The organism is Alphaproteobacteria bacterium (genome assembly GCA_040216735.1).
In the GTDB taxonomy this organism is placed as follows: domain Bacteria; phylum Pseudomonadota; class Alphaproteobacteria; order SHVP01; family SHVP01; genus CALJDF01.
Genome location: JAVJOO010000003.1, coordinates 362,136 through 388,231 on the forward strand (window position 1 = coordinate 362,136; position 26,096 = coordinate 388,231).

Annotated in this window: 24 protein-coding genes; 10 read left to right on the plus strand and 14 right to left on the minus strand. The window is 61.8% G+C overall.

Features of this window, described 5'->3' with window-relative positions; translation table 11 throughout:
* Positions 1–278: 278 nt before the first annotated feature.
* From RID42_09850 to RID42_09860, 3 genes are read right to left on the minus strand one after another with little or no spacing between them, the layout of a single operon-like run.
* On the minus strand, positions 279–752 hold the full coding sequence (locus RID42_09850) for a nuclear transport factor 2 family protein (GenBank protein ID MEQ8247974.1): 474 nt from the start codon (positions 750–752) through the stop codon (positions 279–281).
* Positions 753–771: 19 nt separating this feature from the next.
* A complete protein-coding gene (locus RID42_09855; GenBank protein ID MEQ8247975.1) occupies positions 772–1,674 on the minus strand; it encodes a polysaccharide deacetylase family protein in 903 nt (300 codons plus the stop codon).
* A 20-nt stretch (positions 1,675–1,694) separates the two neighbouring features.
* A complete protein-coding gene (locus RID42_09860) occupies positions 1,695–2,156 on the minus strand; it encodes a nuclear transport factor 2 family protein (GenBank protein ID MEQ8247976.1) in 462 nt (153 codons plus the stop codon).
* A 122-nt stretch (positions 2,157–2,278) separates the two neighbouring features.
* On the opposite strand from RID42_09860, the gene RID42_09865 reads away from it, so the two are divergent.
* The 6 genes from RID42_09865 to RID42_09890 all read left to right on the plus strand — a co-directional run bounded on the left by RID42_09865 (position 2,279) and on the right by RID42_09890 (position 8,407).
* Positions 2,279–3,202 (plus strand): hypothetical protein, encoded by a 924-nt coding sequence (locus RID42_09865; GenBank protein MEQ8247977.1) that lies wholly within the window; start codon positions 2,279–2,281, stop codon positions 3,200–3,202.
* Positions 3,203–3,490: 288 nt separating this feature from the next.
* Positions 3,491–4,510 (plus strand): ABC transporter permease, encoded by a 1,020-nt coding sequence (locus tag RID42_09870; GenBank protein ID MEQ8247978.1) that lies wholly within the window; start codon positions 3,491–3,493, stop codon positions 4,508–4,510.
* Entirely contained in the window at positions 4,507–5,397 is an 891-nt protein-coding gene (locus RID42_09875) for an ABC transporter permease (protein MEQ8247979.1), read from the plus strand. Before RID42_09870 ends, RID42_09875 begins: the two co-directional genes overlap by 4 nt.
* Positions 5,394–6,416: an ABC transporter ATP-binding protein gene (locus tag RID42_09880; GenBank protein MEQ8247980.1), complete on the plus strand. Its 1,023-nt coding sequence runs from the start codon at positions 5,394–5,396 to the stop codon at positions 6,414–6,416. Before RID42_09875 ends, RID42_09880 begins: the two co-directional genes overlap by 4 nt.
* A gap of 2 nt (positions 6,417–6,418) precedes the next feature.
* Positions 6,419–7,495 (plus strand): ABC transporter ATP-binding protein, encoded by a 1,077-nt coding sequence (locus RID42_09885; GenBank protein ID MEQ8247981.1) that lies wholly within the window; start codon positions 6,419–6,421, stop codon positions 7,493–7,495.
* 66 nt (positions 7,496–7,561) lie between these two features.
* Positions 7,562–8,407: a cupin domain-containing protein gene (locus tag RID42_09890; GenBank protein ID MEQ8247982.1), complete on the plus strand. Its 846-nt coding sequence runs from the start codon at positions 7,562–7,564 to the stop codon at positions 8,405–8,407.
* Here RID42_09890 and RID42_09895 read toward each other — a convergent pair.
* The 10 genes from RID42_09895 to RID42_09940 all read right to left on the minus strand — a co-directional run bounded on the left by RID42_09895 (position 8,404) and on the right by RID42_09940 (position 22,446).
* The gene (locus tag RID42_09895) at positions 8,404–8,952 is read right to left on the minus strand and encodes a hypothetical protein (protein MEQ8247983.1); all 549 of its coding nucleotides are present in this window, start codon (positions 8,950–8,952) and stop codon (positions 8,404–8,406) included. The two genes, RID42_09890 and RID42_09895, sit on opposite strands and share 4 nt — an antisense overlap.
* Before the next feature lie 57 nt (positions 8,953–9,009).
* Positions 9,010–9,681 (minus strand): glutathione S-transferase family protein, encoded by a 672-nt coding sequence (locus RID42_09900; protein ID MEQ8247984.1) that lies wholly within the window; start codon positions 9,679–9,681, stop codon positions 9,010–9,012.
* A 58-nt stretch (positions 9,682–9,739) separates the two neighbouring features.
* A complete protein-coding gene (locus RID42_09905) occupies positions 9,740–10,957 on the minus strand; it encodes a DUF1501 domain-containing protein (protein ID MEQ8247985.1) in 1,218 nt (405 codons plus the stop codon).
* A gap of 2 nt (positions 10,958–10,959) precedes the next feature.
* Positions 10,960–12,294: a DUF1800 domain-containing protein gene (locus RID42_09910; protein ID MEQ8247986.1), complete on the minus strand. Its 1,335-nt coding sequence runs from the start codon at positions 12,292–12,294 to the stop codon at positions 10,960–10,962.
* A gap of 73 nt (positions 12,295–12,367) precedes the next feature.
* Complete coding sequence (locus RID42_09915) at positions 12,368–14,707, minus strand: xanthine dehydrogenase family protein molybdopterin-binding subunit (protein MEQ8247987.1); 2,340 nt, start codon at positions 14,705–14,707, stop codon at positions 12,368–12,370.
* A 109-nt stretch (positions 14,708–14,816) separates the two neighbouring features.
* Positions 14,817–17,153 carry a xanthine dehydrogenase family protein molybdopterin-binding subunit gene (locus RID42_09920; GenBank protein MEQ8247988.1) on the minus strand — a complete coding sequence of 779 codons (2,337 nt, stop codon included), beginning with the start codon at positions 17,151–17,153 and terminating at the stop codon, positions 14,817–14,819.
* A gap of 76 nt (positions 17,154–17,229) precedes the next feature.
* A complete protein-coding gene (locus RID42_09925) occupies positions 17,230–19,554 on the minus strand; it encodes a xanthine dehydrogenase family protein molybdopterin-binding subunit (GenBank protein MEQ8247989.1) in 2,325 nt (774 codons plus the stop codon).
* Positions 19,555–19,652: 98 nt separating this feature from the next.
* Positions 19,653–20,723, minus strand: a complete 1,071-nt coding sequence (locus tag RID42_09930; protein MEQ8247990.1) for an AbrB family transcriptional regulator — start codon at positions 20,721–20,723, stop codon at positions 19,653–19,655.
* The gene (locus RID42_09935) at positions 20,720–21,682 is read right to left on the minus strand and encodes a succinylglutamate desuccinylase/aspartoacylase family protein (GenBank protein MEQ8247991.1); all 963 of its coding nucleotides are present in this window, start codon (positions 21,680–21,682) and stop codon (positions 20,720–20,722) included. Before RID42_09935 ends, RID42_09930 begins: the two co-directional genes overlap by 4 nt.
* Entirely contained in the window at positions 21,679–22,446 is a 768-nt protein-coding gene (locus RID42_09940) for an NAD kinase (GenBank protein ID MEQ8247992.1), read from the minus strand. Before RID42_09940 ends, RID42_09935 begins: the two co-directional genes overlap by 4 nt.
* Positions 22,447–22,634: 188 nt before the next feature.
* On the opposite strand from RID42_09940, the gene RID42_09945 reads away from it, so the two are divergent.
* On the plus strand, positions 22,635–23,123 hold the full coding sequence (locus tag RID42_09945) for a molybdopterin-guanine dinucleotide biosynthesis protein A (protein MEQ8247993.1): 489 nt from the start codon (positions 22,635–22,637) through the stop codon (positions 23,121–23,123).
* Positions 23,124–23,139: 16 nt separating this feature from the next.
* On the opposite strand, the gene moaA is transcribed toward RID42_09945, so the two are convergent.
* Positions 23,140–24,129, minus strand: coding sequence for a GTP 3',8-cyclase MoaA (gene moaA / locus RID42_09950; protein MEQ8247994.1), 990 nt, complete (start codon positions 24,127–24,129; stop codon positions 23,140–23,142).
* Between the two features lie 106 nt (positions 24,130–24,235).
* On the opposite strand from moaA, the gene RID42_09955 reads away from it, so the two are divergent.
* Genes RID42_09955 through RID42_09965 form a run of 3 tightly spaced genes read left to right on the plus strand, consistent with a single transcriptional unit; the run spans position 24,236 to position 26,072 of the window.
* Positions 24,236–25,099, plus strand: coding sequence for a formate dehydrogenase accessory sulfurtransferase FdhD (locus RID42_09955; GenBank protein ID MEQ8247995.1), 864 nt, complete (start codon positions 24,236–24,238; stop codon positions 25,097–25,099).
* Positions 25,096–25,719, plus strand: a complete 624-nt coding sequence (gene mobA, locus RID42_09960; GenBank protein ID MEQ8247996.1) for a molybdenum cofactor guanylyltransferase MobA — start codon at positions 25,096–25,098, stop codon at positions 25,717–25,719. Before RID42_09955 ends, mobA begins: the two co-directional genes overlap by 4 nt.
* Positions 25,716–26,072, plus strand: a complete 357-nt coding sequence (locus RID42_09965; protein ID MEQ8247997.1) for a LysR family transcriptional regulator — start codon at positions 25,716–25,718, stop codon at positions 26,070–26,072. Before mobA ends, RID42_09965 begins: the two co-directional genes overlap by 4 nt.
* The last annotated feature ends 24 nt before the right edge of the window (positions 26,073–26,096 follow it).

The window sequence follows — 26,096 nt, forward strand, 5'->3', positions numbered from 1 at the left end:
GTTTCTCCCTTGCTGTTCGACGGCCAGTCTACAGCACAATGGGGCCCCGACGTACGTTCGCGGACCAGGCGCTGGCCAACCTGTGGAAATCCGGCGCATAGTCGGGCCTTGTACTCCATTGAAGCCGTGGCCTGGCGGAAACCGGATCTATCGCTGTACCGCAAAACCACGTGATGGCGTCGTCGGTACTGCGCGCGGAGTCAGTAATTAGCGCGCGCTTGCCGGAGAGTTTACCGCATCGATGCGGTCATCCCGTCCGGAGTCTTAGGTTCGTTGGGTCAGCCGGCCTGCTCGGCCCAGCCAGTGTCGTGGGGCGCGACGAATTTGAGATCGGCGGTCAGCGATTCGTAAAGCCAGCCGCGATCGGTCCGGACATAGACATCGTCGTAGGTGGCGAGCATCCAGTACGCCTGTTTTGCACCGTCGCGGATGCGCGTCGCCGGGGTCAGTATCCACCACTGGCCGGTCGCGCGGTCGCCGTCGACCGCGATGATCGGGTTGGTGATCATGTGCGCCGAAAACGTCACCATGTCGCTGATCTTCAGGAAGTATTCGGCGATGGCGGGGTGGCCTTCGTAGCGCCCGAACTTACCGCCGTCCCAGACGCCGTTTGGCACGAATAGGGAGGTGATGCCCGCCGGGTCGTAGGCCTTGTCGCAATAGGCGCAGTATCGCGCCTTGAGCTGCTTGATGTCCTCGATCGCCTCAAGGCGCCCGACGCGGTCTTCTAGCGAGGCGGGTTTGTTCGCCATGGCTCTTACCCGACGTTTCCTACCCGATGTGCGAGGCGTGGTTTTCGAGGTACCACGTTGCGATTTCCTCGCGGGTCGCGATCCACACGTCGGGCTTGGCTTGCGCGTATTTGATGAACTCGCGCAGAGCCCGGATACGGTAAGCCAAACCGCTAACATGCGGATGCAGCCCAACGTTCATCATCCGCCCGGTTTTCGCTCCCTCGCGCCACAGTTCGTCGAGTTGCTCCTTGTAGAGGTCGAGCACTTCGTCGGTGGTGAAGCCGCGGCGATGGAAGTGGGTGAAGTCGTTGACCTCGTTGGTATAGGGTGTCGATACGATGGGCCCGGAATCGGTCTGGATAAGGTAGGGCTGATCGTCGTTCATCAGGTCGCAGTAGAAGATGAGACCTTCTTCTGCGATCAGGTCAGGTGTGCGCAGGGTGCCGCGCAGCGACGACGAGAGCCAGCCCTTCGCTTTCTTGCCAACGACCTTTTCGTATACGTCGAGCGTCTTTTTGATGACTTCGCGTTCCTTGTTTTCGTCGAACGCGTGCTTCCATAGCAGTTCGCCTTGCTCGTAGTTGTGCGCAACGATCTCCCAGCCCCGATCAACCGCGTGCTGCACCATCTGCGGGCGTTCTAGCGCGGTCTTCGCGTTCATCGTGCAGCTAGCCTTGGCGCCGAGTTCTTCGAACACGTCGTACATGCGCCATACACCGATCCGCTGGCCGTATTCGCGCCACGAGTAGTTTGGCCAATCGACGACATTGCCCGGCATCGGGTCGGGCAGGATGGGGGGGCCGCCGGCGTAGTAGGGCTCGCCGCTTTCCTTCACCATATCCCAGTGTTCGAGGTTGATCGTTAGGATGAGCGCGACGCGGGCACCATTGGGCCACCGGAGCGGTTTGCGCTCGGGGAGGGGGACGTAGTCGTACTTCATGCTGGCCTCGTCTTTATTTGTTACTGGTTGGCGTTCGCGAAATTGTCATCGCAATTATGGCGCAGCATCTGGCGGATCTGAACCATCGCTGCCGGTGGAGCTTCGACGTAATGGAAGAATCGCCACCCGGCGGCGGTGCGACGGACAAGCGCGCTCACGCGAACGTCCCCGCCCATCAGGCTGCCGTCAACGATCTTGGCGTTCCAATGCATGTGGTAAAACAAGATTGCTGTGTTTGGACCGAGCTGGCGCGTGTGGTGGTTCCATGTGCGGACTGCAACGTTGGCGAGGACTTTCCGGTTACCGGCGAAGTAGGCGTCGATGGCCGGCCAGCCAAACAGCGGCGCGGACTTCTCGGGTACATAGATCGGTTCCGGTTCGTCGGCGTCCCAGAGCGCCCGGAGCGCTTCATAGTTTCCACTGCGCCAAGCGTGCTCGTAGTCGACTAAGAAGCGTCCGAGTTCGTCATGCAGAGATGTCATCGCGCCCCCAGTCTGTCGCTACCTAACCGGACAGCCCGGAGGAGGTCAATTGCGGTCTATCGGTTTGACCTACCCACGGGCGCTCCATAGAGTTCTGGCCGCGACCCTGGGGAGGAAAGCACATGACCGATACTTCACCGCCTGTGCCGGCCATCGGACCGTGGGCGGCATCGACTATTGCAGCGCCTGATGTTGCCGCCACCGAGAAGACCTATGTTGACTGGCTTGGCTTTCGGGTTGTCCACCGGGGTACGCTCGACTCCGCGGTCGCGACATCCTGGGGCGCACCCAAGAACGCCGGTGCGACGTTTTCCGTGCTCGAACCCGAAAGCGGCAAACAGAATTTTCTTCGGCTAGTGGCAAACCCGACCACCCCCGGTTACCGTCCGCTCACGACCTATGGGTGGGCCGCGTCGGAAATGGTTTGCCAGGATGTGGATGCGCTTCAAGAAAAGCTCAAAGCCTCGCCGTTCGAAATCGTCGGACCCGCCGCGGACCTCGAAATGATCCCAGAGATTCGGGCAATGCAGGTGCGCGGTCTTGCGGACGAAATATTTTACCTGACGATGTTTAAGGAAGACATTCCGGCTTTTGACCTGCCGGAAGCGCACTCGTTCGTCGACCGCATGTTCATTGCGGTGCTCGCGACGAACGGTCCGGAGAAAGTCCAGTCGTGGTTCGACACCCATTGGGGGATCGCCCCTGGAGATATCGCCGATACCAAGCTTGAGATTATCGACAAAGCGTTCGGCGTGCCGCCCCGCACTCTGGACCTAAGACTCACGGTAGCGACGATGCGGTCGCGAAGCTTGGTCGAAATCGACGGCTACCCGGCCCAGGCTAGCGAACGTCCGCGGGTTGAGGGGTATTTGCCGCCAGGTAACGCGATGATGTCGGTATTGGTCGACACCCTTGACGCGTTGCAAATGGACCTGCTGTCCAAGCCGGTGCGGCGCCCCGAGGCACCCTATTTTGGGCGCCGTGCGGCGACGACAAAGGGGGGTATGGGGGAATTGATCGAGTTGATCGAGAGGGACCCCTCCTAGGCGATAATGCGGCCCAAAAGTCCGTACAATACAAGAGTTTCCGGTGCGAATGAAGTTTGCTTGACGGCTCTAGGTTCGGCCTATAAACCAAAGCGTCACGCGGAAAACAGCGAAAAAATAGCTGTAGGAACCGGCGCGACACGGGGCAAAGGCGAGGTGCCATAAGGCACCCGTATAGGGAGGTAGTGGGGTTGGCAATTACCCAGCCGCTCATTGCAGCGATTTCACGATCATCAGCGAAGCTGGGGCGCTTCCTGTCCCCGCATCTGTCCATCTGAGGAGCGTTTCGTGACGGATATTGCGAACGAACAGAAGCCTGCTGCGCCGGCTGCCCCAAAGGGCGGCACCCGCGGCGATGCGGAGACCATTCCGGTCACACAACAGACCATACAGACGCTAACCAAGCGCGTCCTCGAACTAATCTTCTTGTTGCTCTTCATCAGCACGCTGCTCTTCTTCCTACTTCGGCTGACGGGCGACCCCGCGGCAGTGCTCGCCGGTGAAACGGGCGACCAAGAGCAACTAGAACTCATTCGCAAACAGTACGGCCTCGACAAGCCTCTGATCGTTCAGTACGGCGTTTTCCTCTTTAAGATGGTCCAACTCGACTTCGGGAGTTCCCTCGCCAACGCCCAGGATGCGTTGGGGCTGGTATTCGAACGCCTGCCCACCAGTTTCACGCTGGTGATCATTGCGTTCACGGCAAACCTGATTGTTTCGATCCCGCTTGGCGCGTGGCTGGGAAGCCGGCCGGATCGGACCGGACGAAAGCTTGCAGCGACCGCTGTATTTATTGCGCAAGGGATACCGGGTTACATCATCGGCCTTCTTCTGATTCAGCTGTTTGCCGTCGAACTTCGATGGTTACCCTCGATTGGGAATCAAGGCGTCTTAAGTTGGATTATGCCGGCGATAACGTTGGCGGCGTTTCAGGCGCCGCAGGTCGTCCGAGTGATCTCGGCCAACGTCGCCGAAGCCATGCGAGAAGATTACATCCGCACAGCGCGCGCAAACGGTGCAGGCTTCAACACACTGTTGTGGCGGCATGCGCTCAAGAACGCAATGTTAGGCGCAACCGCACTGATCGGTGCCCAGGTATCGTTCCTGGTCGGCGGGTCGATCATCACCGAGGTGATTTTCGCCTGGCCGGGGATCGGCCGATTGTTGGTGACCTCGGTCCAGACACTCGATTTTCCCGTCGTCCAGGCCGCGGTGTTCATGATTGCGATCTTCGTCTACTTCGCGATCACGATGACGGACATTGTCTTCCTCTTCATTGATCCAAGACTTCGGAGGCAACGCGCATGACTACCGCCGTTTCGGAAAAACCGGCGCCGGCGTTTCGGTTCAACAAACTCGGCACCGGTTCGTTCCAGCTTGACTTGGGTCTTCTCATTTTTGGACTGGTTGTTCTGGCGCTCCTGGCGCAATGGTTCCTGCTCGACTCCTCCGATCTGGACGGCAACCTCACCAGCCGCTTGAAGCCGCCAGGGTTCACCGGGCGGGACGGGGTCTATCATATTTTTGGAACGGACCAACTCGGTCGCGATTTGCTGTTCCGCGTCCTGGGCGGCTTGCCTTGGTCGCTTGGGATTTCCGGGGTCGCAGTGGTTTGCGTCGCGGTGATCGGAACGTTCATCGGGTTGATCGGGGCATGGTACACCGGCATCGTGCGGACGATCGTCTTGCTCGGCGTCGCCTCGATGATCGCGATGCCGTTCCTGGTCTTGGCACTGGTCGTAGTCGCAGTCGTCGGTCGTGGGTTTTGGCCAATTTCACTGACCATGGGCTTCATCGCCTGGACGGCGGTTTCGCGCGTGATTTACGCGGAATCCCGGGGGCTCCTGACGCGCGAATACGTACTGGCGGCAAAACTCTTTGGGGTCTCCAAGTGGTCGATCTTGATCTTCCACGTTCTGCCGGGGTTGCGCCCGACCATCCTCGTGATGGCCGCGTTCTTCTTTGCGGTATTGCTGATCATTGAGAGCGCGTTGTCGTTCCTTGGCCTCGGCGCGCCGCTCAACGCGCCGTCGTGGGGCAACATGTTGTCCGACAGTCGGCAGTATCTGGTCAATGCGCCGTGGATGATGTTCGTGCCCGCGGGCGCCATCGTCACGGCGGTGATTTCCTTGAACCTCATCGGCGACGGGTTCGCCGAACTATCGCGCAAACGCGCTCGGGCGGTTGAAGTATGAGTGTGGTTAGCGAAAGCGCCCCGGATGCGGCGCGCACAGCGGCATCGGGAGATACGATTCTGGCCGTTAAGGACTTGGTCGTCGAGTTTCCGCGGCCTGGTCAACCGACGAACTTCCGTGCAGTAAACGGTGTCTCATTCGACCTCCGGCAGGGCGAGACGCTGGGTCTGGTTGGCGAGTCGGGATCGGGCAAGAGCATGACCGCGCTCAGTTTGCTCGGCATCGTGCCGGCGCCGGGTAAAATCATCGAGGGGTCGATCAACCTGCGCGACCGGCGCATCGACAACCTGCCGATTAACGAACTGCGGAAGGTCCGCGGTAACGACATCGGCATGGTGTTCCAAGATCCGATGACCGGCCTTAACCCAGTCCGCTCGGTAGGATCGCAGCTTGTCGAGTCGGCCATGCGGCATCAAAACGTCTCCAAGAAAGAGGCAATGGAGATTGCGTTTCATGCCCTCGATGACGTCGGCATTCCCTCCGCCCGAGATCGTCTAGAGGCATTCCCGCACGAGTTGTCGGGCGGCCTCCGCCAACGTGTCATGATCGCTCTGGCGCTGATCAATCATCCGGAAGTGATCATCGCGGACGAGGCCACGACCGCTCTCGATGCGACGATCCAAGCGCAAATCCTCGACCTGCTGCGCGAGCGGCTGGCATCGGCAACGATGATCTTGATCACCCACGATATGGGTGTAGCCGCCGAGATTTGCGATCGCATCATGGTGATGTACGCCGGACGAATCGTCGAGACCGGCACAATCGAAGAGGTGCTGACTAGTCCTCGCCATCCCTACACGATGGGGCTCCTCGCGGCCGTGCCGAAATTCGATATTCGTCGGCCCAAGCTCGTACCGATACCCGGTATCCCGCCGACCGCCGAAGATATCGTGCGCGGTTGTCCGTTCGCGCCCCGCTGTCGTTTTGCCGAGGCCGACTGCGACAATCGCCCGCCGCTTGAATACACCGACGGGCGTTTGTTGGCCTGCTGGCACCCCCGTCCCGCATCGGAGAAGTGAGCATGACGAAAACCGAAAGTGGGTCTGGCCGCGTAGGTAACAGCGAATTCCTCCTTGAGGCGGAAAACCTTAGGGTGACCTTCCGAGCGCCGGGTGGCCGAAAGCTCCACGCCGTCGATGAAATCAGCCTGGGCGTTCGGCCCCGCGAAACCGTTGGTCTCGTTGGCGAGTCCGGGTCGGGCAAGTCGACGGTTGCGCTGACGCTGATGCGGGCCCACGAACCCGAAGGCGGGCGCATCATTTTCGACGGGCAAGACATCACACACCTCAACGACCGAGAGTTGATGCCTGTACGCCGGCGCCTACAAATGGTTTTTCAGGATCCGTATTCCAGTTTGGACCCGCGCTGGAGCATCCGTCGTGTGATCGCCGAGCCGTTGATCGCGCACAAGTACGGTACGCGCCAGCAAATCAACGATCGCGTCGCGGAACTGCTCGAGCAGGTCGGACTGCCGCCCGATGCCGCCAACCGCGTTCCCTCGCAGTTCTCCGGCGGCCAGCGCCAGCGGATCGCGGTTGCCCGTTCGCTCGCGCTCCAGCCTAGTGCGTTGATTGCCGACGAACCTGTGTCGTCGCTTGACGTGTCGATCCAGGCGCAGATCATTAATCTGTTGCGCGACCTTCAGGATCGTCTCCATATCGCGCTCTTCATTATTGCGCACGATCTCGCGCTGGTTCATCAGATTTCGGACCGGATAATCGTGATGTATTTGGGCGAGCCGGTCGAAGAGGGCCCGTCCGACGAGGTCGTCGGTCGGCCCCAACATCCCTATACCGTGGCGCTTCTGTCGGCAACGCCGGTGCCGGAACCCGGGGGCGATCGCAAACGAATCGTCCTGACCGGCGATCCGCCGTCGCCGATCTACCGGCCCAGCGGATGTCGCTTTCATCCGCGCTGTCCGATCGCGCAGGATCGCTGCAAGACCGAGAAACCGCCGCTCAAGACGATCGGTCCGGGGCGCAAAGTGGCGTGCTGGTACGCCGGGCAGTTGGACGCGCCGCGCGATTTGTGGGCACTCAAGGATGTGCCCCTGCCGCCGGGTGTCGAACGGGCGCGCCTGCCGTCTGAGACTGTTTGACGCCAGGGAACGACTGCGCGGCATAACGTCCCGGCGGTCGTTGGCGACCTAACGGAGGACGAAGTTATGGCGCGACCGCATATTGAGTTCATCCAGGTCCAGGCCCTGCCGTGGGCGCGCGGTCTCTATGGTGGCGCGCGCGACGACGTCGAATCCAAGATTCTTAGCGTCGACGATGAGACCGGCGCGTCGACGGCCATCGTGCGCTATCCGCCGGGTTGGTCGCGGAGCCAACCCGAGCATCTCTGCGTCGACGAGGAGATATTCGTTCTAGACGGCGAACTTGCGATCAACGGCACGGACTATCGCTCCTACGGGTACGCCTACTTGCCGGCTGGCCATGAACGCCGCACCGCAACCAGTCGCCGCGGTGCCGTCGTACTCACCTTTTTCGAAGGCGAACCCAAGAAGGGAACAGGCGGCGAGTCGTTCCGCGCCGATGGCGGTTTGGTCGAGCATATCGACACCAACCTCCAAGAATGGAAACCTGTCACCCACGACCCCAAAGTGCCGACCGGTCTATTGACCAAAACCCAGAGAATCGACCCCGACACCGGCGACCGGACTTGGCTCAATGCCCGTCAGCCCGGTGGGGTTGCCGACGGGTTTATGGGATCGCGGGAATACCACCCCGTCGTCGAAGAAATGTTCGTACTCTCTGGCGACCTGTACCTAGAGCGAGGGGTTATGCGGGCCGGCGGCTATTTCTGGCGACCGCCGGACATCCGTCACGGTCCGTTTGGCACTCGGGCGGGGATGTTCATGCTCGGCCGCTCCAAAGGCGGGCCGCTCGTCAATTACTGGACCGAAGAGAAATACAAGTTCACGTTCGATCCGGACCACCGGCCCGATTTGCCGCCGTCACTGGAACCATACGGTCGCCAGCCTTACCGCGGTCTCGAACCTTACTAGTTCGGTGTTGAACGACCGATTAGGTCGATCAGCCGGCGCGCAAGATCCGATGTGACCTGAAATCGTTCGGCACCGTCGACCTCGACACTCGCTTTGCCAGTCCAGACGATTTGCCTCGCTTCGCGGTCGATTAAGTCCATGAAGACTTCGTAGCGCACGGTTCGCCGGTTGCGTTCCGGATCGGGCAGGTCGATCCCAACCTTGAAATCGTCCAGCCCGACGTTGCTGCCACCCTCGCCGTAGAAACGCAGGCGCAAGCCGCCCGTATCGTTGCGCCGCACGCTCGTGCGAAAGTCCAGCAACATCGACGGTTGCTGCCGCAGGACGAAACCGCGCAGCGTCAAGGCGCGTTCGATCTCGGCGGCGAGCCGGCTGTTCACTTCGGTATTGTCCCGGTAGTCGACCCGAACGTCGCCTGCGCGGACCGTGGTAAAGGCACGGGTTTCCACCGCCGGTTCGGTCGGTTCGCCCTGGGCCCAGGCTGTACACGCGAACAACGCAAGCCCAGCCGCGACACCGACTCCCGCTCGCCAGAATTTCATCATTGAAGGGCCGTCGCGGCTTGCGCCATACAACGATTGTCTCGTGACAAGGCGGGTCGATTAGCCGCCGGCTTTTTTCGCTGCCGCTTCCGCTTCGCGCTTCTGGCGGAACTCCGTAACGGTCTGTTGGATCTGATCCAATGCCGGCTTTAGGGTCGGGTTCTCGTTGATCGCGCCCCACCATTTTGCCAGTTTGGGCCGCCCGTCGAATCGACCGCTCATCCCGTGGTTGCCGAGTACGAGGACCGCCAGCCCAATGGCGCCGTGCAGGGTTACGTCGGCAAGGGTGAGGGAGGAGCCGAAGGCAAAGCCGGTGTCGGGGAGGAAGTGTTCAACATAGTCGAGTGCGGCGACCGTGTTGGTTTTACCGGTCAAGATCGCCTCTGTATCGCCGTCCTTCTGCAGCCGCAGCAGCGAGACCGCCGGCGGATACACATAAAGATCGGCGATGCGGCACAATAGGCGGACATGCGCCTGTCCTGCCGCGTCCGCCGGCATGAGCGCCGGCCCGGACAATGTTCGATCGAGATACTCGCAAATCACGCCAGATTCGGGGATCGATGTCCCGCCGTCGACCAATAGCGGCATCTTCCCCATCGGGTTCATGGCGAGATAGCTGTCGCTTTTGATTCCGCCTTCGTAAGCCTCGAGATCGGCGCCGCCTCCCTTTGCGGCAACCGTGAGCCAGCAGCGGGCGACGTAGGGCGATGCAAGTGAGCCGTAGAGCTTCATGGTGTCCCTTCCAGATTAGGGAGCGGAGTATCGGGCGAAGTTCACGGTTCGTCCAGGGTCAGGTGCGGATCAACCCGGGTAGCCCGGCAACGTATCGACTGTCGGGAAACACCCGGTCTTCGATGTCCCCCTCAGGGACGGCCATATGGTCGCGCAGAATGCCTTTGAGGAGTGCGCGTATATCGGTCGCGGGCGCAAGGTCGCGGCCCTCGAACAGGTGGCGCGGATCCAATCCTGGCCAAGTTGTCGCCATTTGGCCCCCCTTGATCGCGCCACCGAGAATCAGGGCAACGCTTCCGGTGCCATGGTCGGTACCTTTGGTGCCGTTGATGGCGACCGTTCGCCCAAACTCGCTAAGGACAGCAACCACTGACTCCTGCCAGGCGGCACCCAATCCTTTGCGCAACTGCGTCAATCCGGTAGCGAGGTTCTCGAACTGGGTCGCCAGTGGGCCGCCCGTAGTTCCTTGAAAAGCGTGGGTATCCCAACCGTCGGTGTCGAGAACCGCGACCCGTGGTCCGTTTCGGTCGGCCAGCAACTTGCCCGCCGCCCCGAACGACTCGCGAAAGTACGCCTGAGCGCCGCCTTGATCCCGGCGGGATCCTTTTCGGGGTTGCCCGAGTACGTCGTCCTTCATCGCTTGGGCTTGCACGGCGTCCGCAAGGGTCTTCGTCAAGATCGGGTCCTGCCTGTACATCCTCTCCAGACGGGTAATGAAATCGGTGCCGACATCGGGTAGCACCTGCGGCGCATAGGTTGTGTAGCGCGCATCGCCGCGCATGATTAGGGGCACGTTTGCACCCACGGCTAGTCCGACCGGGACGTCACCCGGAGCCATTGCGCCGATGGCACGGTTCAACCATCCGTCAACCGTGCTATGCGGCAGGTGGGTGCCGTTCTCGAGGACGTTCTGCGCATCGAAGTGCGACCGATTGCGGTAGGGTATACCCACCGCATGGGCGACGGCGAGATCGCCGCTGCGATACAACGGTTCCAGCGACGCCAATGCGGGATGCAGGCCGAACTGGCCGTCAAGGTCGACCAAGCCGCCCGGTTCGCCCGGTCGGGGCAGCGCGAGTTCGCCCCGTGTCCGCCGGTAGCTTGTCTCGCCGTAGGGGGCGATAGCGGCTAGGCCGTCCATGCCGCCGCGCAACAATACGACGACCAGTCGTTTGTCCGTCGGGACGGCGCCAAACGCCATGCGAATGCCTGCCGGCGAAGCCATTAGCGCGGTAGCAACGGTCAGGTGCTGGAGCGTCTGGCGACGGGTCAGCATGGCTATTTCCTCTGAAATTCGGGGCTGGAGAACACTAAGGCCACGGCCTCGGTGCGGCTCTGAGCTTGGGCGACGGTTGTTCTGGTTTCGTCCGAGAGGACAGGGCCAACGATGGATTCCGCCCAGTCCACCGGATTGGGGACCGGCGACACGTTGCCCAGCGCGCGTAACCATTCGATCCGGGTCATCAGCGCCTCCGGCGTCATCCAGTCGGCGGTCTTATCGGACCATCCGGCGGGCGAGGGTGCGGTAAACGGAAATTGGTTGAGCAGGCCGAGGGCCCCGATGATCCGTTGGTCGGCGAGTTCGTTCACGTTAAGGGCGCGCAGGCTCGAAATAATGAGGTCGTTCGGGGTTTTGAACTTGGAGAGCGGTGCATCCCATGTCTCGGGAATGTCGATCAGGGCCAGCGTCAACGCCCGAAGGTCGCCACCGGTGTCCTTGAATACCTTTTCAAGGCGGCTGATGCTCGCCGCTGACGGTTCGTCGGCGACAAAATGGGTCGCGAGTTTCGTTGCCACGAAACGTGCCGTGGCGGGGTGACGGGCAACATCCCGCAATGCCTCCTCGCCGCTGCGGACGCCGTTTTGGCGATAGGTCTTTGTGAGGAGCGTTTTGGTGCCCGGTTCGTGGCCGACGGCGCGGAACACAAATGCGCCGGGCGTTCCGGACGATCGATCCTGGGGACGGGCAACACCCCAACCGGTGAGGAGTTTGGCTAACCCGATCACATCGTCCTGGGTGTACCCGCCGTCGACGCCCAGGGTATGAAGTTCGAGAATTTCACGCGCCAGATTATCGTTCAGGCCAAAATCGCGCTGGCGACCGGCCGGGCTGTTCGGCCCGAAGGAAAATTGATTGTCGAGATACATCAACATGACGGGGTGCTGGGTGACCGCCACCAAGAGATCGGCAAAAGTACCAAAAATGTTCGGCCGAATTGCCTCGCGCTCAAAGGCGCCCGCCGCGGCGATAATTTGCGGCCGCTTGACTGAAATCGTGAAGTGATTGCTCCAAAAGTGCACGAGGCGTTCGCGGAACGGGGTTCCGCTGCGTATTGCCGCCATCGTACGGCGGCCGACCTCTCGACCGAGCACGTCGCGTGCCTCTCCCTTCAAGTACTTCACATACGCTTGGGGGGCTCCTTGTTGCTGGCGCTGAGTCTCGGCGAGCAACGGCGCCGAGGGGCCGAGGTTGCGGAGTTCGGTGGGTAGGTCGGTGTTTTCGACTTGGTCGCGCAACCAGCCCTTGGGGTCGCTGGCAATCATGACCAGATCGCCGGGCCGGGGTCCGTAGCCGAAGCGGGTCGCGGCAACATAGGCTTGTTCGGTCGCCATCGAGCCTCCATCGCGCAGGCAACGCTCCACGCGTCTACCTCATACTCACGCGGGGACGGTGAGGTTTCCGTCGTTAGGCGGTCTGGGCCGCCGCCATCGTGCGCCAGACGCGCTCGGGGGTGGCCGGCATATCGATGTGGGCCACGCCAAGCGGTGCAAGGGCATCGAGGATGGCGTTAACGACCGCCGGCAAGGCACCCAGGGTACCGGCCTCTCCCGCACCTTTGGCTCCCAAGGGATTGGTTTGGCACAGAATTTCGTTGTAGCGGAAATCGATGAAAGGCAAATCGTCGGCCCGCGGCATGCAATAGTCCATAAAAGAGCCGGTAAGCAGCTGGCCGCCTTCGTCGTCATAGACCGCGTGTTCGAACAACGCTTGGCCCATGCCTTGAGCGATGCCACCGTGGACCTGTCCTGCGACCAACAACGGGTTGATAACCTTGCCGAAATCGTCGACCACGGTGTAGCGGGTAATGGCGACCTGCCCGGTGTCTCGGTCGACCTCAACCTCACAAACATGGGCACCGTTGGGGAAGGTCGGGACCGGATAGGTGTAATCGCCCATCTCGTCCAGCCCCGGTTCCATACCGTCGGGCAGGTTTTTTGAGTCTTTCGCGGCAGCGGCGACGTCCATGATGGCGATCGAACGATCGGTTCCCGCGATGGTGAAGGTGCCGTCATCGAATTCGAGATCGGCCTCCGCGGCTTCAAGCATGTGCGCGGCGATTTTGCGCGCCTTCTCCAGCACCTTTTCGGCCGTTGTCAGGACTGCGTTGCCGCCGATCACCAAGGAGCGCGATCCGGCGGTCCCGCCGCCTTGCGGCAAGAGGCGGTTGTCGCCCTGGCGGAAATCGATCTTGTCGAATGCGATTCCGAGCGCCTCGTTGATGAACTGAGCAAAGGTCGTGGGGTGACCTTGGCCGGTCCCTAACGTGCCCATGTCGAGGAGGACTCGACCGTCGTCTTTGAAGGTGATCTTTGCCGTCTCCGTTGGGTCGGCGCCGGTGGCTTCGATATAGGTGGCAATGCCCAACCCTAGTAGCTTGCCGCGCGTTGCCGCATCTCGTCGTCGTTTGTCGACATCCTTTTGGTTCGCGGCTTCGAGGGCGTCTTGGAGATTTCGGGTAAAGTCGCCTGAGTCGTAGCTGAGGCCCATCGCCGTGGTGAAGGGCATCTCGTCGGGCCGGATGTAGTTGCGATGGCGCAGGGTATCGGCAGGAATGTTCATCTCGCGCGCCGCTTTATCGACCAACCGTTCGATGACATAAGCAGCCTCCGGCCGGCCGGCCCCGCGGTAAGCATCGGTGACGACGGTGTTGGTGAATACCCCGGTGACCTCGGCCAGGGCTACCGGAATCCGGTAAAGCCCCGGCAGCATGCGGCTGTACAGCAATGTCGGGACAAGGGGGCCGACCTGATTGGCGTAGGCCCCCAGGCTCGCAATCGTCTTGACCCGCAGGCCCAAGAAATCGCCGTCTTTGGTCATGGCTAACTCGGCATGGGTGACGTGGTCGCGCCCATGGGCGTCGCTCACGAACGACTCGCTCCGGTCGCCGTACCACTTTACGGGGCGTCCTAGAGCTTTCGCCGCCCAAAGAACCAGTACTTGCTCGGCGTAGATGTATCCCTTCATGCCAAACCCGCCGCCCACGTCGTCGGTGAGGACGTGCAGCTGTTTACTGTCGACGCCAAGAATTCCGGCAGCGACCTGGCCAAGCTGAAATACGTTCTGGCAGTTGGTGCGGAGCGTGTAGGTTCCGCTGGCTGGATCGTAGGCGCCTGTCGCCCCGCGCGGTTCCATTGAGGCGCAAACGACGCGGTTGTTGACGATATCTACGGCGGTCACGCGATCGGCCTTGGCGAAGGCGGCTTCGGTCGCGTCGCCGTCGCCCATGGACCATTGGAAGCAGGTATTGGCCGGGGCGTCCGCCCAGATTTGCGCGGCGCCGGGTTTTGGTGCGGCCGCGGTATCGGTCAGCGCCGGCTGAACATCGTAATCGATATCGACCAGTTCGGCGGCGTCGCGTGCTTGCTGGAGGGTCTCGGCGACGACCATCGCCACGGGGTCGCCGACGTGTTTGACCGCCGTCGTGGCCAGAACCGGACGGGGCGGGACGTAGGCTGGGGAGCCGTCGCTGCGTTTGAGGTGCAAAACGGCAACGGTCGGACTCGGCATATGGCCGATCTTCGCCTGTTCCGCATCGGCGCCGGTGAAGACGGCGATCACCCCGGGTGCGGACCGCGCGGCGCCGATATTGACGGTGCCGAGGTTGGCGTGGGCATGCGGCGACCGGACGATCGCCGCATAGGCTTGGCCGTCGAATTCGAGATCGTCGTGGAAGCGGCCCTTGCCGATCAATAGCCGGTCGTCTTCGACTCGGCGAACGCTTTTCCCAAACCCATATTCCGACATCGCTCACTCCCGCAGCTTGTCCCCTTTTGCCGGGGCCGTTCATCGAAGCGCGAGAATACCGTGCGGACCGGGCTGCGTCGCCCCTCTAACGTGCTTACCCTGTATTGGACTAGGCGGCCTTGGCGTCCTGAATCGCCCGCCACACGCGCTGAGGTGTCGCGGGCATTTCGATGTGTTTGACCCCGGTTGGGGCCAACGCATCCAGAACGGCGTTAATGACCGCGCCGGTAGACCCTGTCGTGCCGGCTTCGCCAGCACCCTTTACACCCAGCGAGTTGGTGGTGCACGGAACCACGTTCATGTCGATCTTGATGGAAGGCATGTTGAGCGCGCGGGGCATGCAGTAGTCCATGAACGAACCGGTCAACAATTGCCCGGAGTCGGTGTCGTAGACGGCGTCCTCGTAGAGCGCCTGGCCGACCCCCTGGACGATGCCGCCGTGAATTTGCCCGTGCACGATCATTGGGTTCAGAACAACGCCGAACTCGTCGACGACGGTGTAGCTCTCGATGGCGATATCGCCGGTGTCGGGGTCGACCTCAACCTCGACAAGGTGACATCCGTTGGGATAGCTCGACCCGTCGGATTTGTAGGTCGCGTCCTCCTTGAGCCCCGGGGTTATCCCTTCCGGTAGATTTGCAGGGTCGTCCGCCGCTTTTGCGACCTCGCCGAGGCTGAGCGTCCGGTCGGTGCCGGCGATTCTGAACGTGCCGCCTTCGAATTCGATATCGGCTTCGGCCGCCTCCAGCATGTGCGAGGCGATTTTGCGCGCCTTGTCGATCACTTTTTCGACGCCGGCCAAGACCGCCCCACCGCCACTGTAGCCCGAGCGCGATCCACCGGCACCGCCTCCCTGGGGCAGAACGTCCGAATCCCCCTGGTGGACGGTAATGCGGTCGTAGTCGGTGCCAAGCTTATCGGCGACGATTTGCGCAAATGTCGTGGCGTGGGCCTGGCCTTGGGTCAGCGAACCCGAATAGGCCATCACCGAGCCGTCCGCCTTGACCTCGATCCGGGCCGTTTCGGGTACGCCGCCCGCGGTCGCTTCGATATAGACCGACATGCCGATTCCGCGCAGTTTGCCACGGTCGGCCGACGCTTTGCGTCGCGCGAGGAAGCCGTCGAAGTCGGCGGCCTTCAAACAGTCGTCCAGGTTTTTGGCAAAATCTCCTGAATCGTAGGTCATGCCGGTGGGGCCGCTATAGGGCATTTGGTCGGCGGCAATCAGATTGCGGCGGCGAATCTCCACCGGGCTGAGGCCAAGTTCGCGAGCGGCCAAGTCCACCAATCGCTCGATGACGTAGCTCGCCTCCGGGCGACCCGCCCCGCGATAGGCATCAGTGAAAACCTTGTTGGTAATGCTGACTTCTACCTCGGCATAAACCTGTGGCACCCGGTAGACCCCGGGCAACATACGCACGCTGCCGGCAGACAGGATCATCGGGCCGAAATTCGAGGCGTAGGCCCCCATCGAACCGACCGAGTGGACTCGCACCGCCAAGAAGTGTCCCCCAGCATCGAGGGCGAGTTCCGCATCGACGACGAGGTCGCGCCCTTGGGTATCGCTGAGAAATGCTTCGCTCCGGTCGGAGTACCATTTGACCGGTCGGCCGAGTCGCTTTGCTGCCATCATCACCAGCGGTTGCTCGGGATACGGCATGCCCTTCATCCCGAACGAGCCACCCACGTCCGGGCAGGTCACATGAACTTGGCTCTCCTCGATGCCGAGCATCTCGGCGCAAATCGCTCGATTGCGGTAAACACTCTGGGTGTTGGTGTGGAGGGTGTAGCGATCGTTGGCGGCATCGTATTCGCCGATACAACCGCGCGGCTCCATGGATGCGGCGATGATGCGCTGGTTGACATGCTTGAACCGAACCGTCCGGTGGGCGGTGGCAAAGGTCGCGTCGATCGCCGCAGCGTCACCCATGGTAAACAGGAAGGCATCATTGCCGTCGGTTTGCTCCGAATAAATCACCGGCGCGTCCGGCGCCAACGCCGCGGCAGTGTCGGTGACACTCGGCAGGATGTCATAGTCGACCAAGATCGCTTCCGCCGCGTCCTTGGCTTGCAACCGGTTCTCGGCGACGATGAACGCAACTGGGTCGCCGACGTGCCGCACATGGGTGCGGGCGAGGACATGATGGGTTGGGAAAAACCGCTTCGATCCGTTGCGCCGCTTGAATTCAAACATCGTATCGACGGCGCAGGGGAGGGGGCCGATGTCTTCGACATCCGCACCGACATAGATTCCCAACACTCCGGGCATCGTCTGGGCGTCGGCAGAGTCGATCGAAAGGATTTTCGCGTTCGCATGGGGCGAGCGCAGAACGTAGGCATGGGCCTGACCGGCGACGTTGATGTCGTCGATGTAGCGGCCCTTGCCGATGAGGAGTGTGTCGTCCTCTTTGCGTTTGACCGCTTGTCCGATGCCGAATTCGCCCATGATGTGCCTCGTCTTGGTAGGTGACAAAGACATGGCCGCCTGATGGCGGCCATGTCAACGCGTGTATGTCGGGCCGCTAGGCCGCTTTGGCGCCGTCGATCAGCCGCCAAAGGCGCTCGGGCGTGGCGGGCATCTCGACGTGCCGAATGCCCAGGTCCTTGAGCGCATCGACCAGGGCGTTGGTGACGCAGCCCAGTGCGCCGACGGTACCGGCTTCACCTGCCCCTTTGATGCCCATGGGATTGGTCTTACACAGAACCTCGTTGAACCCGATCTTGAACGACGGGAAGTTGTCGGCCCGCGGCATCGCGTAGTCCATGTAGGACCCGGTGACCAGTTGCCCCGATTCCGGGTCGTAGACGCAGTGTTCGAGGAGAACTTGTCCCACGCCTTGGACAATTCCGCCGTGGACCTGGCCCGCGACCAGCAGAGGGTTGATGACCTTGCCGAAATCGTCGACGACCACGTAATTCAAGATCGTAACGTTACCGGTGTCCCGGTCGACCTCAAGTTCGCAGACGTGACACCCATTCGGATAGGTTCCCGAGTTCACGTCCGAGCCCGCGCGCGTATCGAGGCCGGGTTCGACGCCCTCAGGCAGGTTAGCCTGATCCTTTGCCGCCGTTGCGACCTCACCGACGGTTAGGCGGCGGTCGGTTCCAACGATCGAGAACACGCCGTCGCCGAACTCGATATCGGACTCGGCTGCTTCCAACATGTGTGCAGCAATTTTCTTGCCCTTGTCGATGATTTTTTCGGAGGCGTGCTTGATCGCCGAAGCACCGAGCATCATTGACTTCGATCCGCCCGTGCCACCACCGGTCTTGACGCGGTCGGTATCGCCCTGGACGACCGTGATCTTGTCGAACGGCAGGCCGAGCATTTCCTCCAGAACCTGCGAATAGGAGGTCGCGTGACCTTGGCCGTTGGTCAAGGTGCCGATGAGCACGGTCACGCTACCGTCGTCTTCGAAGATCAGTTCGACGTTTTCGTTCGGCGCGCCAGCGGCGGCCTCGACATAGCAGGCCATACCGATCCCGCGCAGCTTGCCGGCCTTTGCCGACTCGGTGCGGCGCTTCTCGAAGCCGTTCCAGTCCGCCAGTTTCATGGCGTCGTTCATGTTGGCGACGAACTCGCCCGAATCGTAGTTCGGTCCCAACGGCGCTGCGTAGGGAAGTTTGCTGGACGGGATAAGGTTGCGCCGGCGGATTTCGGCCGGGTCGATGCCCATGTCATAGGCCGCGCTGTCGACTAGCCTTTCGATGATATGCGATGCCTCTGGGCGGCCCGCGCCGCGGTAGGCGTCGATGGAGACTGTGTTCGTAAAGACACCAACCACATTGACGTAGGCCGCTGGGATCTCGTACAGCCCGGTCAATAGTCCGGTACCGGCCATTGTCGCGACCATCGGGGCGAAATTCGATAGGTAGGCCCCCATCGCTGAAATGTTTTCGACCTTCAAGGCGAGGAACTTGCCGTCTTTGTCGACCGCCAATTCGGCGTGGGTGACGTGGTCCCGGCCTTGCGTATCGGTGATGAACGCCTCGGTTCGTTCGCTCGTCCATTTGACGGGGCGGCCGACCTTTTTGGCGGCCCACGGCATCAGACACTGTTCGGGGTAGACGAAGACTTTCATCCCGAAGCCGCCGCCGACATCGGGCGAGACAACCCGCAGGTTGTCGGCCTCCGCGCCGAGCGCACCCGACACGATGTCGCGCATCATGTGGACGTGCTGGCAGGGGGTATGCAGCGTGTACCGGCCGGTTTTGGAGTCGAATTGGCCCAGCGCACCGCGTGGTTCCATCGAGGCGACGACGACCCGGTTGTTGGTCAGGTCGATCTTGGTGACATGGGCGGCCTTAGCGAAGGCGGCATCGACCGCGGCGCGGTCGCCCTTCTCCCAGTCGAAGACCCGGTTTCCCGGCGCGTCGTCCCAGACCAGTGCCTTGCTGGTAAGGGCCGCGGCAGTGTCGGTGACGGAGGGTAGGATGTCGTAGTCGACCATGACCTGGTCGGCCGCGTCCTTGGCCTGTTTTGCCGTCTCGGCGACGACGACGGCGACGGCATCGCCCACGGTCCGCACCCTGTCGCTTGCCAACAGGTCGTGGGGCGGTTGCGCCATCTTCGAGCCGTCGCGCGAGGTTAATACCGCGAGACACGGAATACCGCCGATCCCGTCGGCCTTCAGGTCTGCCGCGGTGAAAACGCCGAGTACGCCCGGCGCCGCGGTTGCCGCTGAAGCATCGATCCCGTTGATTTTGGCATGGGCATGGGGCGACCGAACGAAGTAGGCGTATGCCTGACCCTCGAACGTCAGATCGTCGAGATAGCGCCCGCCGCCGGTCAGCAGCCGATTGTCTTCTTTGCGACGGACCGCTTGGCCCACACCGAATTGACCCATGGATTACGCCTTTCTGGTTGGCCGGTGAGTCCGGCCTTGTTCCTCCGCAGGGCCCTACAATAGGCAATTGGCCGGGGCCGGACCAATGCCAATTTTCCCTAGGTTTCCGCCCGCTCTTTCGCCGTCGTGGGGCGCCCAAAGAGCAGCCTGAAGACCAGGGCGCCCGACAGCATCACGACCAAAACCCGTAAAAAATGCATAATGGTGACAAAGGCCGTATCGGCGGCGAGGGCAAAGGCAATAAGGCTCATTTCCGCTAGGCCCCCCGGGGCGATCGACAGGAAAAGCACAAACCCGTCCAAACCGGTTATCCAAGCGAAACCAGCAGCAACGACAATGGCGATACCGATCATGGAGAGGCCCGCGAGTAGGGCGATGCCGAGTGTCCGCGCCATCACAGCGAAGCCGAGACGGTCGACGAAGCGGCACCCGACGCTGGTCCCAATGACGACGAGCGCCGCCGAGACCAGCCAGACCGGCAACGTCGCATTGGAGATACCGGTGGCATGGAGCAGGGCCGAGAGCACCATCGGGCCGATCAGGGGTGCCGCGGGGATTCGTAAACGGCTCGCGACAGCCCAACCGACGACGGCGCAGGCGACCAAGAGGGCGATCTCTAGCGGCGTGGAGGCGATATGGGCACCGCTTTGCGGTGTGGTCGGCACGGCTAAATGCTCAACGTAGCGGAAGTAGAACGAAATTAAGGTCACGACCAAAACGATTCGGACGCCGTGGTTGAGCGGCACTATACGGCTGTCTCCGCCCATCGCCTCGCTGATCAACGTCATTTCCGAGAGACCGCCGGGCGTGGAGGAAAAATACGCCGTCGTCCGGTCGTAGCGACCGAGCGTTCGATAGATCCAATAGGCCGTCGCCATCGCGACGGCCATGAATCCGACCTGGATGAGCAAGGTCGCGCCAAAGCGCCCGGCCTGTTCGAGAAGTTCCGGCGTGAACGCGCTACCCAACAAGACGCCGATAACGGTCGCGAAGACCCCACGGAAACGACCGGGCATACGTACCGGTGCGCCGGCGAAGGCCACAATCATCACCGCGATCATCGAGCCAAGCATCCAGGCGAGGGGCAGCGAAAGCACATAGAAGACCGTTCCACCGGCGGCACCGACAGGCAGGGCGATTGCCAAACCGCGCAGCGTGGCCGGTTTCATAGGGGGCGGTAGCGGCCGAGCCGCACGGCAGTCTGTCCCCGCTTGATGCGCCGCGTCGGCATGATAAGGACACAGTCGTCGTAGGGCGTGACGATCGTCCGGTCCCCGTCGCGGGCGATCGGTGTGCCAGCGCGCGCAACCGTCTCGAGGCCACGGTAGTCGTCCAGGAACTGAAAGTCGTCGTTTTCCACCGCAACGGCGGTGGTGACATCGACGATACGTTGCGGCGCCGGCGGCGCGCCCAAACGCGACGCGAGCCAGTTGCGATCCACCGCATCGAACGCGGCGAGAAAACGTAAGGCCGCCTCGACCGCGACAGCGCGGCTCTTCGCGACCCAGTGCTGGCCGCATTCGACCAGGAGCGCGGTTTGCGGCTTGCTATCGTCCGAGAAGGCGTCGTAGTCCCGCAGCCTCACGCCTTCGGCATGGCCGTGGTCGACGACTACGTACTCCGGCATCCCAATTGCTCGGGCTAGGGCCAAACCCTTTTGCGTTGTTCCCGCGAGCGCCAAGGGCGGGCTTGGCGTCTGCATGGAATGCAGGTCGAGGAGATGATCGACGGTATCGACGAGGGAGCGCATCGCGGCGGCCCGGATCCGTTCACGCGACCGGGCTGGGGCGTCCAGTACGTCCTGCGACCACAGGCGGTTAAAATCTTCGTCCAGGAAGCGCGAGGCGCCGGGGTTGGCTGGGTCAAATGTCCGATAGGCCGCGACGTTGGCGAAACTAAGGCTGAGGCGGCCGCAGAGCGGGGCAACGCCGTTGCGAAAGAGGTAGTCCAGGGCGTGGGCACCACAGACTTCGTTACCGTGGGTTAGTGCGTTGATCAAAAGATGCGGTCCGGGCACCCCGCTGTCGAATGTCGTGACATAGGGAATGCCGGTGTTCCCGACGTAGGCGGCGATATCGATCGGCAGCAGGTCCAGCGGCTGCGCGAGGCTCGTTTCGGTATGACTCACGGAATGAATTGTTCGTTCAGAATGCGTTCTTCGAGGTTGTGTTCGGGATCGAACAGCATCCGCATGCGGCGTGTCCGGTCTTCCCGCACTTCGACCCACGATATGTCGCGGACCTCGGTATGGTCGGCCACCGCGCTGACCGGACGCTTCTCGGGTTCGAGAATGTCGAAACGTACGACCGCATTCTGTGGCAGCAAGGCTCCACGCCAGCGCCGGGGCCGAAAGGCGCTGATCGGCGTCAAGGCCATGACATCGGCCCCGATCGGAATGATTGGGCCGTGGGCCGACAGATTATAGGCGGTACTCCCAGCCGGGGTCGCCAACAGAATGCCGTCGCAGATCAATTCTGGAATACGCACGACGCCGTCCACGGAAATCCGAATCTTGGCGGCCTGGCGCGTCTCGCGCAGAAGCGAGACTTCGTTGATGGCGAGAGCATGTTTGCGCCGGCCTTTTCGCATTGCCGTCATTTCGAGCGGGCGCAGTGAGACCTCTTGGGCCAACCCGATCCGATCGTGTAGTTTGTCCTCGCGGAATTCGTTCATCAGAAAGCCGACCGTCCCTTTGTTCATGCCGAATATCGGGACGTCGCGTTCCATGTAGCGGTGCAAGGTCTCAAGCATGAACCCGTCGCCGCCAAGCGCCACGATCACGTCGGCTTTGCCAGGCGGGACATGTTTGTAGCGCCGTTTGAGCCGCGCGAGTCCGTTTTGCGCTTCTTTGGCCCGGCTGGCGACAAAACTGACGGTGGCGTGGTTCGGCATGGCGCGGGGCGCATCCGGCTGGTGGGCGATCTCCGCAGTATAGCCGGGGGTGCGGACTTGGCCACTGACGCTGTTAGTCAGCGCGTTGGCATATCGGACGCCGGGTTTCGCACAACGTTCTGCGGTCCCGTTGCCAGGCGGTGGCCCCTCCCTCATCATAGCCGGCCGTGCGCCAGAGGTTTCCCGCTATGCGTTCCGCCGTGACCGCCCTATTCCTTGCGTTCTCCCTGATTCTCGGCGCGGGTCAAGCCGCCGCGCAGGACGAAAGCGATCGTCACGAAGGGTACTACTATCCCAAACCGCAAAGCCGTGAGACGTACGTCGCGCGCGCGATCACGCTGCCGCAGGCGTCCCGCGAATCGCGAATCGGTTTTGTCACGGGCATGACGGCGCAGCAGTTGCGTGCGCCCTATCCCCCGCAGTTTGCAATTTTTGCGAAGGGCGACGGGGCGCAAAAGTTAATCATCGTCGCGCTCAACGATTCGGCGTTCGGGACCGTCTACCGTGCCCGCGCCTTGCTCGCCCAACTGACGGCGCAAGTTCGCACGACGCAGTTCTTTCAAGAAATGGGCGTCGCCGATTTCTTCACGTTCTTCGATCTAGCTAAATCGATGGGGTTCGAGCAAATCACCATTTCCGACGGCGACACCTTTTCGCATCAGGTGCTCATCCGCTAGGCACCCGAAGTGGTGATTAACCACCTGTGACGCTCATGTGCCGGGTCACGGCAGGCGCGGTATGTCGCCGGTCGATGAAGAAATCGTGTCCCTTGGGTTTGCGGCCGATCGCTTCGTCGATAGCCGCGTCGAGTTCGGCGTCGGATGTATGCGCGCGCAGCGCCGCCCGCAGATCGGCGGAGTCGCTTTGTCCGAGGCACATGTACAGCGTTCCCGTGCAGGTCAGCCGAACTCGGTTGCACGATTCGCAGAAGTTGTGGGTAAGGGGCGTGATGAACCCGACCCGCCCCCCGGTTTCTTTGACCCGCGCGTAGCGCGCCGGTCCGCCGGTCTGGTAGTCGATGTCTTCCAAGTGCCAGCGCTTTTCAAGATCCGCCCGGGCGACCGACAACGGCAAGTAGTCGGCGGAGCGGTCGCCGTCAATGTCGCCCATCGGCATCGTCTCGATAAAGGTGAGGTCGAATCCATGCTCGCCGCACCACGCGATCAGGCGATCGAACTCGCCGTCGTTGATTTTGTTGAGCGCGACCGTGTTGATTTTGACCGCAAGGCCCGCGCGCTTTGCGGCGGCGATCCCGCGCATCACCTGGTCGAAATCGCCCCAGCGGGTGACGCGCTTGAACACATCCGGATCCAGCGAATCGAGAGAAATATTGACCCGCCGAACGCCGGCATCGAAAAGCGGACCGGCGAAACGGTCGAGCTGGCTGCCGTTGGTTGTCAGGGTCAGTTCCTCCAATGCGCCGGTTTGGAGATGACGCCCCAACGACTGGAACAACGTCATGATGTCCTTACGCACCAACGGCTCGCCACCGGTCAGGCGCAACTTTGTGACGCCTTTGCGCACGAAAGCGGAGCACAGCCGATCCAATTCCTCCAGCGACAGGACGTCTCGTTTGGGCAGGAACGTCATGTGCTCGGACATGCAGTAGACGCAGCGAAAGTCGCAACGGTCCGTCACGGAGACCCGCAGATAGGTTATTTCGCGGCCAAAGGGATCGATCATCGGGGAAAGGCTTCCATGCCGGGCACTGAGCGTTATATATGGCAGTATATAACCCTCACAAGGACAGAGGGCGGTTTTCTGGTGTGACCGGCGAAGTTGTGACGTGATGCTTGAATTCGAGGTGGCCCCCGATCCCCAAAACCCGCAGCTCACGCGGCGTGTGGCAGGGCGCGATGAAAGCGGTCTCCCGGTCGACACGGCCGTGACCGTCGAGCGGCCGCTGACCGTCTATCTGAACGGGCAGGAAATCGTCACAATGATGACGATCGGCGACCATCCGACTTGGCTTGCAGTCGGTTATCTTCTGAACCAAAACATGCTCCGTGCCGACGATCGAATCGAGGCGATCGACTACGACGAAGAACTGGATGTCGTGGTTGTCCGGACCGAACGGCCGACCGACTACGAAGCGAAACTCAAGAAGAAGACGCTGACCTCCGGATGCGCCCAGGGCACGGCGTTCGGCGATCTCATGGAGACCTTCGAAGACGTTGCACTTGCGACCGACGCCGTCCTACGCACTTCCTGGCTTGCCCGGCTGCTCAAAAAGGTTAACACGCGGCCTAGTCTCTATCTCGAAGCCGGCGCAATCCACGGCTGCGTGCTGGCGCGCGAGGATGTGCCGCTCCTTTACCTCGAAGATGTCGGGCGCCACAACGCGGTCGATAAAATCATGGGTTACATGTTCCTCAACGACGTGGCACCCGAGGACAAGATCTTCTACACGACTGGGCGGTTGACCTCCGAAATGGTCATCAAATGCGTCAACATGCGCATTCCGATTTTGGTCTCGCGTTCGGGCTTTACCGCCTGGGGCGTCGATCTCGCGCGGCAAGCAAACCTGACGCTGATCGGCCGTGCCCGTGGGCGCCGATTTCTGGCGCTAGCCGGGCATGAGAGAATCGTTTACGACGCCGAACCCACCGCGGATGAAGAACCCGAAGCAGCCCAACGAAAGGGCGCGCGGTGAAGGCCCATCGCCACGTCGTCGGGGTGTTGTTAGCCGGTGGCCAAGCGCGACGCATGGGCGGTGGTGACAAATGCCTGCAAACGCTTGGCGGCGAAACTCTATTGGCGCGCGCGATCGCACGTGCGAGGCCTCAGGTCGATTCTTTGATCTTGAATGCGCACGGCGACCCCGCGCGTTTCGAAGCCTACGGCGTGTCCGTCGTACCCGATGTGATTGATGGCTTCATAGGACCTTTGGCGGGCGTCTTGACGGCAATGGAATGGGCCCACGAACATGCGCCCGACCATGAGACGGTCGCATCCTTCCCGATCGACGCGCCGTTTTTTCCGAAAGACCTTGTCGACTCGATGCTGGAAGCGCGCCGCCAAGCGGGCGCGCTGTTGGCCTGCGCCGCATCGCGCGGGCGCACTCATCCGGTCTTCGGTATTTGGCCTGTCTCCCTGCGCCACGATCTTCGCGACGCTATTGCCCAAGGCGAACGCAAGATTGATCGCTGGACCGAGCAATACCCTATCGTCACCGTCGAATTCTCCGGCGTGGGCATCGACCCGTTCTTCAATGCCAACACGCCGGAAGACCTAGCTGAAGCCGAACGACTTTTACGGGCGATGGAGGCATGAGCGGGTCGGTCAGTTCGGCGGCGCCGCAGTTGCGGGTGTTGCTGGGGGCGGCCACGGCGATGGGCCCCGGCAAAGCGGCCTTGATCGATGCGATCGACCGCACCGGCTCGATTTCCGCCGCCGCCCGCGATATGGGGATGTCCTACCGCCGCGCCTGGGACCTCGTTGAGACGATGAATCAATGCTTCGTCAAGCCGCTGGTCGAGACGGCCACAGGGGGGCGGGGCGGCGGCGGCGCGCAGGTGACGGACTTCGGCCGTGAAGTTGTGCGGCGTTACCGTGTAATGGAGAGTAAGGCAGCCCGCAGCGTTACGGCAGACATGGCAGCGCTAGAAGGATTGATGCGGGGATAGAGCCTAAAGGCTAGGCCGACAGCC

Excerpts from the sequence above, each read along its gene's own strand:
- RID42_09850 (MEQ8247974.1), bottom strand. The coding sequence starts at position 752 with ATGGCGAACAAACCCGCCTCGCTAGAAGACCGCGTCGGGCGCCTTGAG.
- RID42_09855 (MEQ8247975.1), bottom strand. The coding sequence starts at position 1,674 with ATGAAGTACGACTACGTCCCCCTCCCCGAGCGCAAACCGCTCCGGTGG.
- RID42_09860 (MEQ8247976.1), bottom strand. The coding sequence starts at position 2,156 with ATGACATCTCTGCATGACGAACTCGGACGCTTCTTAGTCGACTACGAG.
- RID42_09865 (MEQ8247977.1), top strand. The coding sequence starts at position 2,279 with ATGACCGATACTTCACCGCCTGTGCCGGCCATCGGACCGTGGGCGGCA.
- RID42_09875 (MEQ8247979.1), top strand. The coding sequence starts at position 4,507 with ATGACTACCGCCGTTTCGGAAAAACCGGCGCCGGCGTTTCGGTTCAAC.
- RID42_09880 (MEQ8247980.1), top strand. The coding sequence starts at position 5,394 with ATGAGTGTGGTTAGCGAAAGCGCCCCGGATGCGGCGCGCACAGCGGCA.
- RID42_09885 (MEQ8247981.1), top strand. The coding sequence starts at position 6,419 with ATGACGAAAACCGAAAGTGGGTCTGGCCGCGTAGGTAACAGCGAATTC.
- RID42_09890 (MEQ8247982.1), top strand. The coding sequence starts at position 7,562 with ATGGCGCGACCGCATATTGAGTTCATCCAGGTCCAGGCCCTGCCGTGG.
- RID42_09895 (MEQ8247983.1), bottom strand. The coding sequence starts at position 8,952 with ATGATGAAATTCTGGCGAGCGGGAGTCGGTGTCGCGGCTGGGCTTGCG.
- RID42_09900 (MEQ8247984.1), bottom strand. The coding sequence starts at position 9,681 with ATGAAGCTCTACGGCTCACTTGCATCGCCCTACGTCGCCCGCTGCTGG.
- RID42_09905 (MEQ8247985.1), bottom strand. The coding sequence starts at position 10,957 with ATGCTGACCCGTCGCCAGACGCTCCAGCACCTGACCGTTGCTACCGCG.
- RID42_09910 (MEQ8247986.1), bottom strand. The coding sequence starts at position 12,294 with ATGGCGACCGAACAAGCCTATGTTGCCGCGACCCGCTTCGGCTACGGA.
- RID42_09915 (MEQ8247987.1), bottom strand. The coding sequence starts at position 14,707 with ATGTCGGAATATGGGTTTGGGAAAAGCGTTCGCCGAGTCGAAGACGAC.
- RID42_09920 (MEQ8247988.1), bottom strand. The coding sequence starts at position 17,153 with ATGGGCGAATTCGGCATCGGACAAGCGGTCAAACGCAAAGAGGACGAC.
- RID42_09925 (MEQ8247989.1), bottom strand. The coding sequence starts at position 19,554 with ATGGGTCAATTCGGTGTGGGCCAAGCGGTCCGTCGCAAAGAAGACAAT.
- RID42_09930 (MEQ8247990.1), bottom strand. The coding sequence starts at position 20,723 with ATGAAACCGGCCACGCTGCGCGGTTTGGCAATCGCCCTGCCTGTCGGT.
- RID42_09940 (MEQ8247992.1), bottom strand. The coding sequence starts at position 22,446 with ATGCCGAACCACGCCACCGTCAGTTTTGTCGCCAGCCGGGCCAAAGAA.
- RID42_09945 (MEQ8247993.1), top strand. The coding sequence starts at position 22,635 with ATGCGTTCCGCCGTGACCGCCCTATTCCTTGCGTTCTCCCTGATTCTC.
- moaA (MEQ8247994.1), bottom strand. The coding sequence starts at position 24,129 with ATGATCGATCCCTTTGGCCGCGAAATAACCTATCTGCGGGTCTCCGTG.
- RID42_09955 (MEQ8247995.1), top strand. The coding sequence starts at position 24,236 with ATGCTTGAATTCGAGGTGGCCCCCGATCCCCAAAACCCGCAGCTCACG.
- RID42_09965 (MEQ8247997.1), top strand. The coding sequence starts at position 25,716 with ATGAGCGGGTCGGTCAGTTCGGCGGCGCCGCAGTTGCGGGTGTTGCTG.